The organism is Silvibacterium acidisoli, assembly GCA_022870745.1.
Classification (GTDB): Bacteria; Acidobacteriota; Terriglobia; order Terriglobales; family Acidobacteriaceae; genus Silvibacterium.
Window position 1 is genome coordinate 2880467 of sequence record CP085323.1, and the last position, 14982, is coordinate 2895448.

Here is a 14982-nt window from a genome sequence, read left to right on the forward strand (position 1 = left end):
TGGCGACGTTTGGACAGCAAGAATCCTGGGCTTCAGCCCCTGAGGAACGGTGTCGTCGAGTGCGGTCACCTCAGCGGCTGAAGCCGCGGCCTGCCAGTTGCTCGAACTCTCAGAGATATCGCACCTGCCTAGAAGCTGATCCGGTACGCCGAGGCATACTTGCAGCCGGTATCTCCAGGCAGCTTGATATGCAGCCCGTCCGGCTTCTGCTCAAACGTTAAGGGCGCGCTCGAACCGAGCAGTTCTACCGACTTAACAGGACTCGTCCCGGCAATGCCGCTGTGCAGCGATTGGATCGTCGCCTCCTCGCCCTTGGCACAAGTCATCTGGATGGCATAGAGCTTGCCGTCTTTCGTCGTGAAGCGGAAGTCCTGCGGCGTGTAGCCAGCGTTATCGGTGTCGTGGAAAGATCCCGACTGCACCTGCGTTGGGCCTTCGCCGAAGGTTGTCCACGGGCGCGTTCCGTAGATCGCTTCGCCGTTTACCTTCAGCCATCCGCCAACGGAGAGCAGCACCTGCTGCACCTCATCTGGAATCGTGCCGTCAGAACGCGGTCCGATGTTCAGCAGCAGGTTGCCGTTCTTGCTGACCACATCGGCAAGCAACTGCACGACGAACTCCGGCGTCTTGAAGGTGTCGTTCTGAATGTATCCCCAGGACTTGTTGCTCACCGAAGTATCTGTCTGCCACACCTGCGGCAGAATGCCCTGCGCCTGTCCGCGTTCGATGTCGAAGACTCCCGAGTGCGGTGCCATGGCCGTGTACTTGTAATTGATGATGCCTATCGTGCCCCGCTTCGTGGATTCGTTGTAGTAGTACGCGGCGAAGTCGGCGAGATATGGACGAATCGAGGCCTGCCCGATCCACCAGTCGAAGTAGATGAGGTCGGGATGGTACTTGTCGACGATCTCCGACACGCGTGCCAGCCAGTCCTGGGCGTAGGCCGGGCTTACGTAAGTCCAGTCGGTGGAGAGAAGATCGCTGTTCTCGTAGCTGCGCGAGTGTGCAGGTCCATAAAATGCCGCGTACTTCGGATCGTTTACGTCGGAAGGTTCCTTGCGGCCTTCATCGAGAAACCAATCGTGCTCGACGCGATGGAACGATGCGCCAAGGTGGAGACCTTCGGCGCGAACGGCGCTCGCCACTTCACCCGCGAGATCACGATGCGGCCCCATCTTCTTCGCTGTCCAGTCGGAGAGGTCGCTGTCGTACATCGCGAAGCCGTCGTGATGCTCGAAGACAGGAACAACATACCGTGCACCTGAATCTTTAAAAAGGCGTGCCCACGCCTGCGGATCGAACTTCTCGGCCTTGAACATCGGAATGAAGTCCTTGTAGCCGAACTTGTCGAGCGGTCCGTAGGTGCTCACCTGGTGCTTGTTGATGTCCGTGCCCTGCGTGTACATCTCGCGCGGATACCACTCGTTCCCGTATGCCGGAACCGAGTAAAGCCCCCAGTGAATGAAGATTCCAAACTTGGCGTCGCGGTACCAGTCGGGCGCTTCGTATTTCGCAAGCGACTGCCAGTCCGTTGAGAACGGCCCGGCCTGTCCTTCTTTCCGCACCTCGCTCAGGATGGCGCGACGCTTTTCGTCGTACTTCGCGCTGGCCTTCTGCCATTCCTCATCGATCGCTGCGGCGCTCTTGCCTGAGGAAGGCGCATCGGGGCCGGCCTGCGCAAGCATCATGGCCGGCATGAGGCAGGAGGAAAGAGCCGTCAGCAGAGTCAGTCCTCGTACTGCGGCAGAGAAGCGGAAGGAAATTCGGTGTGCCATAGGATTGGCACGAGTGTATCCGAGGAAGGTGCAGGAGGCTACCGTATTGATAGCCTCCTGCGTTGAAAGCTACATGCCTGAAAGCTGTTTGGCGCGCCCTGCGGCGGCGTAGAGGTCGATCCGCGAATAGACGCCGAAGCCGGAGCCGTTGTCGAGGAAACCGCCGCCGGGGCCTTCGGTTTCGGTGAGAATCTTGTCCGCCTGCTTGAGGGTCAGCGACGGGAAAGCGACGGTCAGCAGGTATCCGGCCTCGGGCGCCAGCTTGCCTACGTCTTCCTTCTTCTTGGCTTCCTTCACAAAGACAACTCCCAGATCGTAGGTCTGCGTGACGTTGTAGAAAGCCTGGTTCGCGGCAGCATCGTGGAAGCGGCTGGAATCCTCCTGCGCACAGGCAGTCACTGGCTTGCCGCAGCGTGTCTCAAGCACCTTCGCCAGCTCCGTGCGCGCCTCGACTACTTCGGCGCGAAAGTCGGTGATTGCAGGAGCGCCCTTGATCGTCTGCCCCATATACAGGGGATCGTTCGCCAGCAGATGAGCCATGTCATACAGGGCAAGCGTTCTGCCGCCCAGCACATCCATCGCGTAATGCGCGCCAATGATGATGCGGTCATTGCCGAACTCTGCGCCGCGAGTCACCATCTGCTGGTAGCGCTGCGGAACCAGCAGTGCGAGCAGCAGCGAACCGGTGTAGCCGTAGGTTGTGTGGCCGCTTGGATACGACGGGCTGTTCGTCAGGTCCATGAGCGGACCGTTGTTGTACATGGCATTATCTACCGGTTTACCGGCGGCGTCCGTGCCGGTGATGCGGAGAACAGACGGTTCTGTCTGGAATGGCCTCGCATCGCCATATTTATCAGAGTCCGGAGCACCCGCCGGCTTGTTATAGGCCCGCCCAAACGGGTCCGGAACTCCGTGCATGTCCTTGAAGATCTGCGCTGCCTCGTCGGAAACAGGCTTTGTGCCATTTGTGGTGCCGTTCGCGAAGAAGTATTTTCCGGCGTTGGAGTTTTTTCCGGAGGTAGAGGCCGAGTAAGCGAGAAGCTCGATTACCTTTTGCGGAATCGCGTTCGCGTCCTGATTCTTATCCGTAGCGCTTGCAATGTAGGCCGCGCTCAGGCTGCTGCCCAGGCCTTCGGACAGATCCGCAAGTTTCGGCAGTGAAGAGATAGCGTCGCGCATCGACTGCTGCTGCTGCCCGGCAAGTGGATAGAGGGTAGGTTGATGGATGGTTCCCCTCTGGATCCCTCCGGTAACGTCGAGGTTTGCCTTGAGGGCGGCTTTGCCGGCATCGGTAGCCGACAGGGCTGAAACCGGAGCCAATCCTTTGAATGCCGCAAGATCCGTAGCTGTCTGCGCCGCTGCAGCGAAAACCATGGTCGAGCACAGCGCCGCCATGCCCAGAAATATTCTGCCTTTCACGATCCCTGATGCCTCCCGAAGCTTCTCTTCACAAATCTAGCAGTCCTCGACGTGCGCGGTGGGAGTCGTCACGAACTTGTCCGCCTTTCGTCACAGTCGGATGCGTCATTCGAGGATTCAGCACGTTTTTCAGGGCCATTTTGAAAAATTGATCTGCCGCCGTCAGCCAGTCCGGCTGCGCCGCGGATTCAGCCGCGATCTCAGACCGTAAGGGAGGCGTCCTTGACAACTCTTGTTCGCGAGGCATAAATTTTGTCACGTTTGTATACGGATTCATTTTGCGTCACGCACGCAAAGTATCTCCGAATGAGCATGTTGGCGGCACGCTTCAGCAGGTGCCAAAAAACTGGCGAGATGCATTCCTCGAGAAATGTATCCATTCTGAACCAGGAGTGAGTTATGACTTTGTGGGGCAAAAGTGCGCGCAGGCAAATCAGCAGGCAAATTATCGGTGCGGCGGTATCGAGTCTCCTGCTTATCGTCTGCCTGATATTCGGCGCTGGAGATCTGTTTGCGCAGGTCGACCAGGGAACCATCACCGGAACCGTACAGGATCAGAGCGGCGCGGTCGTGCCGTCGGCGGATATCACGCTGACCAGCACCGACACCGGCCTGGTGCTGACCAGGAAGACGGACCAGAGCGGCGTTTACGTCTTCTCGCCGGTAAAGATCGGCAACTATACGGTCACCGCCGGCGCTGCCAACTTTCAGAAGGCGACGCTCGGCGGCATTGTGCTGAACCTGAACCAGCGCCTCGAAGCGAACCTGACCCTGCAGCCGGGCAGCTCCACGCAGACGGTTACCGTGCAGGCGGACGCCGCGGAACTGCTGCAGACTGAGGACTCCTCGACCGGCCAGGTCGTCAGTGCGCAGACGATCAACAACACGCCGCTGAACGGACGCAACTACGTGTTCGTCGCCCAGCTGGCCTCCGGCGTTACGCAGTCGAACGGCTCGCGCGGCCAGGGCAACGGCGACTTCAGCGCCAACGGTCTGCGTGCCGAGCAGAACAACTTCGTGCTCGACGGTGTCGATAACAACTCGAACCTGATCGACTTCCTCAACGGCGCAACCTATGTCGTAAAGCCTCCGCCGGACGCTCTCGCCGAGTTCAAGGTACAGACCAGCAACTACACCGCCGAGCTTGGCCATTCTGCCGGCGCGGTGCTCAATGCCTCGATCAAGAGCGGCACCAACAAGCTCCATGGCAACCTGTGGGAGTACTGGCGCAACGACGCGCTCGATGCCAAGGACTACTTCGCGCTGACCAAGCCGGAGTTTCGCCAGAACCAGTTCGGTGGCACCATCGGTGGTCCGATCATCCCCAACAAGCTCTTCTTCTTCGGTGACGTGGAAGCGACGCGCATCATCTTCGGGAACACGGGCACTTACTCGGTTCCGACGCCGCTCATGCGGCAGGGCAATTTCAGCGAACTGCTCAGCCCCAGCCTCACTGGCAACAGCTCGCCTGTGACGCTTTATCAGCCGGGCTCTGACGGAACTGCGCTGCTTGCCTGCAACGGTCAGCAGAATGTTTACTGCGCCAACCAGATCAACTCGGTTGCGCAGAAGATCCTGAACATGTATCCGCAGCCGAATGCAAACGGCGGCAAGACCTACAACAACTACGTCATCAACACGAACGACATCAACAACACCGTTAGCTGGGATGGCCGCCTCGATTGGAATGCATCGGCCAAAGATCAGGCCTTCTTCCGCATGAGCTCGTCGAACCTGCGCGGCGATTACCCGGCACCGTTTGGACCAGTGCTCGACGGCGGCGGTTACGGCTCCGACGGCCCGACCCAGAACATGGGTCAGAACTACGTCTTCAGCGAAACGCACGTCTTCAATCCCGGCCTGATTAACGAATTCCGCTTCGGCTACAACTGGGCGCACGCGCAGTTCCTGCAGCAGAGCGCGAACACCAACGTTGCGGCCCAGGTTGGACTCGGCGGCATTCCGTTCCAGGCAAACAATGGCGGATTGCCTACGACGTCTATCTCCGGACTGAGCGGCTTCGGTTCACCCGGCTACTATCCTTCGATCGAAGGCGAGAACGTCTTCCAGATCCTCGATAACGTCACGAAGGTGCTGGGCAACCACACGCTGAAAGCCGGCGTGAGCCTGCAGAGCATTCGCGTATCGGTGACGCAGCCGATCAATCCCCACGGCTCGTATAACTACGACGGCTTCTTCACGTCGAATCCGGCTGCAAACTTCACCGGTTACGGTGTAGCTGATTTCCTCGCCGACTCGATGTACAGCGCCGGTGTTTCGAACTACTTCGGCTTCCACGACGCGCACTGGTACTACTCCGGCTACTTCCAGGACGACTGGAAGGTTCTGCCGTCGCTCACGCTCAACCTTGGACTGCGCTACGACTACTACCAGCCGACCTATGAGCAGAACGACAACATGGCCTACTTCAACATCAATTCCATCAACGGGCCTGCTTCAGGATCGGCGCAGTACCTGCTGCCCAAGGGCGCGCGGAACACCCCACTGGCTCCTGCTTTCCTCAACCTGATCGCCCAGGACAACATCAGCCTCAACTACAGCAACAACCGCTCGCTTGCTCTTGGACAGAAGACCAACTTTAGCCCGCGCGTAGGCTTCGCTTACAAGGCGACGCCGAAGCTCGTCGTTCGCGGCGGCTACGGCATCTTCTTCGGCGGACTCGAAAGCACCGGTGGTTCTCCGAATCCCTCGTACAACTATCCGTTTGCCTTCGCGTCGAACTTCCCGTCGCCTGCATGCGCGAACGGAAGGTGCGCGACGAACGGCATCAGCCTGAACACCGGCTTTGCCGACGCCCTCGCAGTCGGACTGCAGAACTATCTCTCGACGCCTTCACTGGTTGGTGGACAGCTCCAGACCAAGACGCCTTACACCGAGCAGTTCAACCTTTCGACGCAGTATGCTTTCAGCTCTACGCTCTCGCTGACGACTGCCTATGTCGCCAACGTGTCGCGCCACCTGCAGGCCCTGACAGACCAGAATGCTCCCGTCGGACTTGTCGGCCCCTCGGACAGCTCGCAGGCCATTCGCCCGTTCTCGAACTTCGGCGGCGCACAGTACGACCTCTACGAGGGTGTGGGCAGCTACAACTCACTGCAGGCGACGCTCGAGAAGCACGTCTCGAACGGCCTCCAGTTCACCGCTGCTTATACCTACTCGCATGCACTGGACGACACCGCAACTCCGCTTGACGGTGGCACCAACGACTTCCGCAATGCGAACCTGTATCCGATCGGGATCGAGTACACCACATCTGATTGGGATGTTCGCCATCGCTTCACCTTCTCCGGCGACTACCAGCTGCCCTTCGGCAAAGGCCAGCGCTTCCTCAACCAGGGCGGATTCCTCAACGAAGCGGTAGGCGGCTGGTCGACCGACCTGGTCTTCTACGCGCTCACCGGCAATCCCTTCACCGTTACGCCTGACAACACCGGCGCAAACGGAGCAGGGCAGCGCCGCGCCATCCTGACCGGCGATGCCTTCGCGTCGGGCGGCTCGGCAGATGCCAGCAACCCCGGAACTTCCTGCGCGACCTCTACCCGGAACGTCGACCACTGGTACAACCCCTGCGCCTTCGCCAATCCGCTTTCCGGTACGCTGATTCCGAACACGCAGACAGCCACGAACCCTGTGGGAACGCCCATCACCAATCCGTACCAGGCACTGGCCTACCTCGGAACCGCTCGCAACCAGGTCGCCGGTCCCGGCTACGAACGCATCAACATGAGCGTCTTTAAGAACTTCGACACGATCCGCTCGCAGTACCTGCAGTTCCGTGCCGATATCTTCAACCTCTTCAACACCCCGGCATTCGGGCAACCGAGTGTGGAAACCAACGCCAGCAGCGGCGGCCAGATTACGAGCACCCGCTCGCTGGGAAGCTTCACTCCCAACTCCCGCTTCCTGCAGGTCGCTCTGAAGTACTACTTCTAAGCGCAATGAGGGACGCCCACGCGGCGTCCCTCATTGCTTTGCTCTCTGGAGATTCTTATGCCTTCGCTCCCCTCGTTGTTTTCACCTTCAAGACGCTCGACCGCACTTCTTTTGGGAGCCGCCCTGGCAACTTCTTGTTCGCTGCTCGCACAGGAAGCCCCACAGCTGAAAGAACAGAATGGCAGGCATGAACTGCTGGTCGACGGCAAGCCTTTCCTCATGCTCGGTGGGCAGATCAACAACTCCAGCTCCTGGCCGGAGACGATGAAGAACGTCTGGCCGGAGATGGAGGGCATGCACGCCAACACCGTCGAAGCCCCCGTCTACTGGGAGCAGATGGAGCCCAGCCCCGGCAAGTTCGACTTCTCGCTCGTGGACATGCTGCTGAGCCAGGCGCGCGAGCATCATTTCCATCTCGTTCTGCTATGGTTCGGCACCTGGAAGAACGGCGAGATGCACTACGCCCCGGAGTGGGTGAAGAGTGACACGGCCCACTATCCGCGCATGATCGATGAACGCGGCGAGCCGATCCAGGTACTGTCTGCGAACTCGCAGGCGAATCTCGATGCCGACCGCAAAGCCTTTACCGCGCTGGCCCATCATCTGCGCGAGGCCGATGGCACCCAGCACACCGTCGTCTTCATCCAGGTGGAGAACGAATCGGGAGCGATCGGCTCGGTGCGCGATCACTCACCCGCCGCGCAAAAGCAGTTTGCAGGGCAGGTGCCTTCGGAGGTCGTGAAGGCCATGCACAAGTCGCCAGGAACATGGACCGAGGTCTTCGGGCCCGACGCAGACGAGACCTTTCAGGCCTACTCCATGGCCCACTACATCAACGAAGTCGCCAAGGCGGGCAAGGCCGAGTTCCCGATCCCGATGTATTGCAACGTGTGGGTGCAGTACTCGCACGGCTACGTGATCCGAGGCCGCCAGATGCCCGGATACGACTATCCCAGCGGCGGCCCGATCCAGCCGATGATCGATGTATGGAAGGCCGCAGCGCCGAGCATCGACATTCTTGCCCCGGACGTTTACACGGCAGATCGTGGCGCACAGAAAGAGCTGCTGGCCACTTACGCACGGCCTGATAACCCGCTGCTGATTCCTGAAACCGGCAGCGGAGACGCCTTCGCCCCCGGCCTGTTCTATGCGCTCGGCCTGGGCGCTATCGGATTTTCGCCGTTCGGCACCGATCAGACCTCATGGACTTTCAAGCCCGGCGAGGTTCCCAAGGCGCACGCGGAAAGCTACGAGCTTCTGGAGCCGATCGATCAGGTCATTGCCAAGCTGAACTACGAAGGCAAGCTCAAGACCGCCGTGGAGGAAGCAGGCAAGCCGGAAGAGACGCTGACCTTCGGGCGCTGGCAGGCTAAGGTCGGCTTCGGCTTTCCGCAGCGGGACGGCGAGCAGCACGCTCCCGGCACGGAGAAGAACCTGGGCCGCGCGCTTGTCGCGCAGCTTGGGCCGGACGAGTTTCTCGTGACCGGCATCGATGCACGCGTGACCTTTTATCTCGCCGACGGAGAGAAGGGCCACGCGCAGATTCTCAAGGCTGAAGAGGGTGTCTACGACGGAGAAACCTGGACGCCGTCACGCATCTGGAACGGAGACCAGACCGATCGCGGACTGAACTTCAAACACGAGCACCAGGTGGTGCGCATCCGGCTTGGAACGTACTAAGAAGGGGAGGGCCGGATGCAACCACATCCGGCCCTTCGGTTTTACTCGCCCAGCTTGCCGTGCAGCCACGACGACAGATGCGCCGCGCTCAGGCGAACTCCAAGAAAGAACTGGCCGAACGAAGCATACACAGCGCTCACCTTGTCAAAGCGCATCTCGTAGATCAGCTTTTTGAACACCAGCGGATCCTCGGCGAACAGGTCGACGCCCCACTCCCAGTCATCGAATCCGATGGAGCCGGTAATGATCTGGCGAACCGAATCGGCATAGCGGCGGCCGATCATGCCGTGCTCGTGCATCATCTTCTGGCGGTCTGCCATCGGCTCGGTGTACCAGTTCACCTCTTCGCCGCGCTTACGATCCATCGGGTAAAAGCACAGGTACTTCGCCGGCGGAATCGAAGGATAAAGCCGCGACGCCAGCGAATTGCCGATGCGCGCCGTGGCTTCGTGAATGCCTGCATTCCATTCCGGAGTGCCCGGCTCCAGTCCCTTTTCCGCAAGCGCAGCATAGGTCTTCGCTGACGACTCGTACAAGCCAAGCTCGACCACGGAAACGTAGGAATGGGTCGGCTTCAGGTAGGCGAACAGGCGCAGCTGCGCAAGCTCCAGTTCAACCCGGTTGAGATCTTCGAAGGTGTTACGGAAGTGGATCAGCAGCAGGTCCGCTTTGTGGCCAATCTCAGAGAAGAGAGCCGACTGGTTCGGATGCTCCTTGTCCGCCGGGCCATGCTCCCAGTGAGCGAACAGCTCCGAAGCCTCATGGGCAATCTCCTTCTGCTCATGCGCGGGAAGCTGCTTCCACTTCGTCCAGTCAAACTGGAACATCTGATGCAAAACAGCGGAACCCTCAAGCGTCAACGGTACTGCAGGTAATTCTGGCAAGGATCGATCTTCCTCTCTTCGCAGGGGAGCCGAGCTCGCCTGGAACCAATATTCAAAGGGCGTAGTGCCGAAGCGACTTCGCGTAAAACCCGTCATCTGCCAAGCGCGAACGGGACTTATCAGAATAAACGGAGACAGCTTAAGATTCTGTGATGGGGAGGGAAAGTGACGTCAATCCTGGGGGACAAAGGAGACGTCTCAGAACCAGATTAGAGTTCCGCAAGAGATCATTTGATGAATGGAATGGTAGGCACGATTGGATTCGAACCAACGACCTCTACCGTGTCAAGGTAGCGCTCTAACCAACTGAGCTACGCGCCTGTGCGTTGTGGTGACTTGTTCATCATAGCAAAGAATTCGGGGTCTGCGCCGTCTGGACGCGGGTTATGGGGCGGTTTTTCCGGTGGAATTCTCTTTACTGGCGATCCGGTTCTTACTGCTGTAGTATCAAGTTTTTATGCGGCTGGCCGTGTGGGTGCCCCAACACCCTGCGCATCCGCAGACCGGAAACATGAAAGATCTTCGCGCCGCACCGAATCAGCTCACCCTTCTACGACTCTGCATCATCCCTTTCCTGGTGCTGGCTGTTCTCGACGGGCATTTCTGCACAGCCTTCTGGCTCTTCGTCCTCGCCGGGGTCACCGATGGGCTGGATGGCCTGCTGGCGCGTGTGCTCGAACAAAAGACCCGGCTGGGGCAGTATCTCGACCCGGTTGCCGATAAGCTGCTGCTCAGCACGCTGTTCCTGGTGCTCAACCACGCCGGGCTGATCTCCCGCCGGGTGACGGTGCTGGTCTTCGGACGCGACCTGGGCATCCTGATCGTGGCGGCTATCCTCTACGCCAGCATCGGAATGCGGGATTTCCGGCCGAGCATCTTCGGCAAGATCAACACCTTCGCGCAGATCGTGGCGCTGCTGACGGTTCTGCTCAGCAAGTTCTACGCCCCGCCTTTCGTTCTGGCCACGCGGCATCTCGCGCTGCTGGCCACCGTGGTCTTCACGACGGCGTCCGGCTTCCACTACGCGTTGAGGATCACGCGCAAGCTGAGTTTTTCTACTGAACCAGCGCGTTAGGGCCGGACTTCGTCGTCGTCCGGGTCTCCATCTTTTGCCTGGGTTTCTTCGAGTGCCATGTCGCGGAATTCGTCCGAGTCAAAAACCTCGCCGCATTCCTGGCATTCCACATACTCGATGTCCTCTTCACGAGCGACAACGCGAACTTTAGGATGTTTGCAGGGGCTTCCCATTGATAGACCGTGGAAGTTTGTATGATATCGCCAAGATTGTATACTGGGCCGATTTTCTGTCAAATGGATATCTCCTGAACGGCGTTTGGACCGAATCGAGGCGGCATTTGCGCATCGGCGCCATTCATTTGAATTCGTGTGTGAGCGCTCCTATACTGTAGGTAGGACATGGAGTGTCCAGACTCTCACTATGCTCAGGCTTACCAAAAAAGCGGATTACGGACTGATGGCACTGAAGTTCCTGGCCGAGCATCCCAATGCGGCCTCGCTCAGCGCCAAGGACATCGCCGAGGCTTACCACATCCCGCCGCAGTTGCTGGCCAAGATTCTGCAGCGCCTTACGAAAGAGGGTCTGCTGCGCTCTCATGCAGGGATGAATGGCGGCTATACGCTCTCCCGCGATCCGGCCGGTATTTCTGCTTTTGAAGTGATTCGGGCGATCGACGGTCCGCTTTTCATCACTTCCTGTGTCACAGACACAGGTTCCTGCGACCTGAACAACAGTTGCACCATCAAAGAACCACTGGCACGCGTCAACGACAGCATTTCGGACGTTCTCAAGAAGATTACGATCTCGGATCTGGCCGAAGCCGGCCAGGCGGCGAGCGCGAATCAGCTGATTAACATCCAGCTTGCCACATCGTAGAAGCTTGTAAAGCAGTGCAGGAGAAAGATTACAAAATGAGCACAAACATCGACGGAACCATCAGCGTACCGGCAGGAGTCCACCTTCCGATTTACATGGACAACCATGCCACCACGCCGCTCGACCCCCGGGTGCTCGAGGCCATGCTGCCTTACTTCACTGAGAAGTTCGGCAACGCCGCCAGCCGCAACCACTCCTTCGGTTGGGTCGCGGAAGAGGCTGTCGAAAAGGCCCGTGAACAGGTCGCCAAGCTGATCGGTGCAACCGCCAAGGAAATCATCTTCACTTCCGGCGCAACCGAGTCGAACAACCTCGCGATCAAGGGTATCGCGGAGATGTATCGCGAGCGCGGAAACCACATCATCACCCAGGTCACCGAACATAAGGCCGTCCTCGACACCTGTAAGCGTCTGGAGAAGTCCGGCTACCGTGTAACGTACCTGCCGGTGAAGGCAGACGGTCTGATCGACATCGAAGACCTGAAGCGTGCGATGGACGACAAGACCATCCTCGTCACCATCATGTTCGCAAATAACGAGATTGGCGTGATCCAGCCGGTTGCCGAGATCGGCAAGCTCTGCCACGAGCGTGGAGTGATCTTCCACACCGACGGCGTTCAGGCTGCAGGCAAGATCCCGGTCGACGTCAATGCGATGAACATCGATGTGCTGTCACTCTCGGCACACAAGTTCTACGGACCGAAGGGTGTTGGCGCGCTGTATGTTCGCCGCCGCAATCCCCGCGTCCAGATCTCCGAGCAGATCAACGGCGGAGGCCACGAGCGCGGTATGCGTTCGGGCACGCTGAACGTTCCGGGTATCGTCGGCCTGGGTAAAGCTGCTGAACTTGCCCGCGAAGAGATGGATTCCGAGATGAAGCGTCTCGCCGGTTTGCGCGATCGCCTGAAGGCGAAGTTTGACGGCGCGCTCGACTACATTCACATCAACGGGTCGATGGAGCATCGCCTCCCCGGCAACCTGAATGTGAGCTTTGTCTATGTAGAAGGCGAATCTCTTCTCATGGGAATCAACGACATAGCGGTTTCGAGCGGATCTGCCTGCACCTCTGCGACGCTTGAGCCATCTTATGTATTGAAGGCTCTCGGGCTCGGCGACGATGTCGCGCACAGCTCGATCCGTTTCGGCTTTGGACGCTTCAATAATGAAGCAGAAGTCGACTATGTGGCTGATAAATTGATTGATGTAGTGCAGAAGCTCCGTGAACTCTCACCTCTCTACGAGATGGTGAAAGAGGGAATCGACATCAGCAAGATCGAGTGGCAGGCGCACTAAGTCATAGATTTTACAAGGAGATATATACATGGCATACAGCGATAAGGTTATCGACCATTACAACAATCCACGCAATGTAGGCCAGCTCGATAAGTCCAGCCAGGAAGTTGGAACTGGTCTTGTCGGCGCTCCCGAGTGTGGTGACGTCATGCGCCTGCAGATCAAGGTGAACCCTGAAACCCAGGTCATTGAAGAAGCAAAGTTCAAGACCTTCGGCTGCGGTTCGGCGATTGCTTCTTCGTCGCTGGCGACCGAATGGGTCAAGGGCAAGACTGTAGACGAAGCTCTCGATATCAAGAACACCGATATCGTGAAGGAACTGGCGCTTCCTCCGGTCAAGATTCACTGCTCGGTCCTGGCGGAAGACGCCATCCGTGCTGCGATCGGTGACTGGAAGAAGAAGAACGGCGTAGCCGAAGGTGAAGCCGTAGCGCAGCCAGTCGCAGCCCACTAACGATTCGTAATCCTGGGGCGGACCGGGGAGTTGCCCGGGCCGCCCTTTCAGGCTTAAAGGACGAAAATGAGTACCACGCAGCTGACAAATCTGAGCGGCCAGAAGCCCGCGCCGAAGGGAATCGAAGTAACGGATCGTGCCATTGCGCGTATTCGAGTGGCCATGGCCAAGGAAGGCATTTCGCCGGCCGAGGGCGGACTGCGTTTGGGCGTGCAGGGCGGCGGCTGCTCGGGGCTTTCCTACAATATCCGCTTCGACACCCAGCCGCGCGAGCGGGACCGTGTCTACCAGTTCGACGATGTGCGGGTCTTCGTCGATCCCAAGTCTTTCATCTACCTGCACGGAATGGTTCTCGACTATGAAGAGACGCTGATGCGGCAGGGCTTCAACTTCATCAATCCGAATTCGAGCAAGTCCTGCGGCTGTGGCTCGTCCTTTTCGTCCTGAGCCATCAGTTCCCCAAATGCCAGATCAAGAAACAGAATCCGTCGCAGCATCCTGCTGGTCGTGCGGTGCCTCGCTGGGCACCGGCAGCCCCATCTGTTCCAGTTGCGGGAAGGTGCAGGCCACCTCGGCAGATGCTGATTACTTCGCGGTGTTTGAACTATCCCGCAAGCTGAACATCGATACAAAGGCTCTCGAGCGCGGTTTCTATAAGCTCAGCCGTAAGCTGCATCCGGATCTCTACGCGCAGGCACCCGTACAGGAACAGCAGTGGAGCCTCGATCAGTCTTCGCTGCTTAATGACGCGTATCGCGCTCTTAAAGATCCCGTCCGGCGCACCGAATACCTGCTCACGCTCGAAGGAATGAAGCTGGAGCCGGAAAAGGGCGACGCCGGTAAAGCTGCTCGTGCTCCTGCAGATCTCCTGGAAGAGGTTTTCGAGCTGAACATGCAGCTGGAAGAGATGCGGATGAACCGCAAGATGGGCGAGGACGATCCGCAGTTGCGTCAGGATCTCGTCAATGCGAAAGACCAGTTCGAGGGTCAGCTTCGCGACAACGATATCCAGATCCAGAATCTGTGGGCGGCGTGGGATACGGCGGTCGATGCAGGTGACCCGTCACAACAGGATCAGCTCAAAACACAGATGGTAGCCTCGCTGGATCGCCGGCGTTATATCCGTAACCTGGTGCGAGACGTAAACGAGACGCTCGAGTCGTAAAAGGAAAGTTATGCCACTGGTAAGAATCTCTGTCCACGACACAATGGCGCCGGAAAAGCGCAAGTCGCTTCCCACCCTCGTTTACGAGGCGATGCGTAAGACCATCAACATTCCTGCCGGCGATCTCTTCGTTGCGCTCACCGCGCATGCTGAGGGTGAGCTTGTCGTCGATCCCAGCTTCAGCCTCCTGGGTGCAGCTGCCGATCGTACTGGCGACTTCGTGCTGGTACACATCACGATGCGCGCCGGACGCACTACTGAGATGAAGCAGTCGCTTTATAAAGAGATCGTCGAGGGAATCGGGCAGGGAACCGGCATCGCGCCCGGAAATGTAATGATAGTGATCGCAGAAAACGGATCGCCCGACTGGTCCTTCGCGCATGGCGAGGCGCAGTTCGTGCTCAGAGAACAGGCCGAGGGCAAGAAGTGACAAGCATCGTAGGCATCGATCTCGGCACCACCAAC

At 58.6% G+C, this 14982-nt stretch carries 12 protein-coding genes and 1 tRNA gene; 9 read left to right on the forward strand and 4 right to left on the reverse strand.

Going from position 1 to position 14982, the window contains the following annotated elements; genetic code table 11:
- Nucleotides 1-128 precede the first annotated feature (128 nt).
- Both LJD29_RS12080 and LJD29_RS12085 read right to left on the reverse strand, forming a co-directional pair.
- Nucleotides 129-1775, reverse strand: coding sequence for an alpha-L-fucosidase (locus LJD29_RS12080; protein ID WP_446741790.1), 1647 nt, complete (start codon nucleotides 1773-1775; stop codon nucleotides 129-131).
- Between the two features lie 69 nt (nucleotides 1776-1844).
- Complete coding sequence (locus LJD29_RS12085; protein ID WP_446741791.1) at nucleotides 1845-3194, reverse strand: phosphatase PAP2 family protein; 1350 nt, start codon at nucleotides 3192-3194, stop codon at nucleotides 1845-1847.
- Nucleotides 3195-3593: 399 nt separating this feature from the next.
- On the opposite strand from LJD29_RS12085, the gene LJD29_RS12090 reads away from it, so the two are divergent.
- Together LJD29_RS12090 and LJD29_RS12095 are read left to right on the forward strand one after the other, a co-directional pair.
- The gene (locus LJD29_RS12090; RefSeq protein ID WP_446741792.1) at nucleotides 3594-7148 is read left to right on the forward strand and encodes a TonB-dependent receptor; all 3555 of its coding nucleotides are present in this window, start codon (nucleotides 3594-3596) and stop codon (nucleotides 7146-7148) included.
- 57 nt (nucleotides 7149-7205) lie between these two features.
- Nucleotides 7206-8828: a GH35 family beta-galactosidase gene (locus LJD29_RS12095; RefSeq protein ID WP_446741793.1), complete on the forward strand. Its 1623-nt coding sequence runs from the start codon at nucleotides 7206-7208 to the stop codon at nucleotides 8826-8828.
- Nucleotides 8829-8869: 41 nt separating this feature from the next.
- Here the strand turns inward: LJD29_RS12095 and hemQ are convergent, their stop codons facing one another.
- Together hemQ and LJD29_RS12105 are read right to left on the reverse strand one after the other, a co-directional pair.
- The gene (gene hemQ / locus LJD29_RS12100) at nucleotides 8870-9712 is read right to left on the reverse strand and encodes a hydrogen peroxide-dependent heme synthase (RefSeq protein WP_446741794.1); all 843 of its coding nucleotides are present in this window, start codon (nucleotides 9710-9712) and stop codon (nucleotides 8870-8872) included.
- A gap of 244 nt (nucleotides 9713-9956) precedes the next feature.
- Nucleotides 9957-10033, reverse strand: a tRNA-Val gene (locus LJD29_RS12105).
- A gap of 190 nt (nucleotides 10034-10223) precedes the next feature.
- Between LJD29_RS12105 and LJD29_RS12110 the strand changes: the two genes are divergently transcribed.
- The 7 genes from LJD29_RS12110 to LJD29_RS12140 all read left to right on the forward strand — a co-directional run bounded on the left by LJD29_RS12110 (nucleotide 10224) and on the right by LJD29_RS12140 (nucleotide 14947).
- A complete protein-coding gene (locus LJD29_RS12110; protein ID WP_446741795.1) occupies nucleotides 10224-10787 on the forward strand; it encodes a CDP-alcohol phosphatidyltransferase family protein in 564 nt (187 codons plus the stop codon).
- 363 nt (nucleotides 10788-11150) lie between these two features.
- On the forward strand, nucleotides 11151-11606 hold the full coding sequence (locus LJD29_RS12115; protein WP_446741796.1) for an RrF2 family transcriptional regulator: 456 nt from the start codon (nucleotides 11151-11153) through the stop codon (nucleotides 11604-11606).
- Nucleotides 11607-11641: 35 nt separating this feature from the next.
- Nucleotides 11642-12898 carry an IscS subfamily cysteine desulfurase gene (locus tag LJD29_RS12120; protein WP_446741797.1) on the forward strand — a complete coding sequence of 419 codons (1257 nt, stop codon included), beginning with the start codon at nucleotides 11642-11644 and terminating at the stop codon, nucleotides 12896-12898.
- A gap of 28 nt (nucleotides 12899-12926) precedes the next feature.
- Nucleotides 12927-13352, forward strand: coding sequence for a Fe-S cluster assembly scaffold IscU (gene iscU / locus LJD29_RS12125; RefSeq protein WP_446741798.1), 426 nt, complete (start codon nucleotides 12927-12929; stop codon nucleotides 13350-13352).
- 66 nt (nucleotides 13353-13418) lie between these two features.
- Nucleotides 13419-13799, forward strand: a complete 381-nt coding sequence (locus LJD29_RS12130) for a HesB/IscA family protein (RefSeq protein WP_446741799.1) — start codon at nucleotides 13419-13421, stop codon at nucleotides 13797-13799.
- Nucleotides 13800-13815: 16 nt separating this feature from the next.
- Nucleotides 13816-14517 carry a Fe-S protein assembly co-chaperone HscB gene (hscB, locus tag LJD29_RS12135; protein ID WP_446741800.1) on the forward strand — a complete coding sequence of 234 codons (702 nt, stop codon included), beginning with the start codon at nucleotides 13816-13818 and terminating at the stop codon, nucleotides 14515-14517.
- A 10-nt stretch (nucleotides 14518-14527) separates the two neighbouring features.
- Nucleotides 14528-14947, forward strand: a complete 420-nt coding sequence (locus tag LJD29_RS12140) for a tautomerase family protein (protein WP_446741801.1) — start codon at nucleotides 14528-14530, stop codon at nucleotides 14945-14947.
- Nucleotides 14948-14982 lie beyond the last annotated feature (35 nt).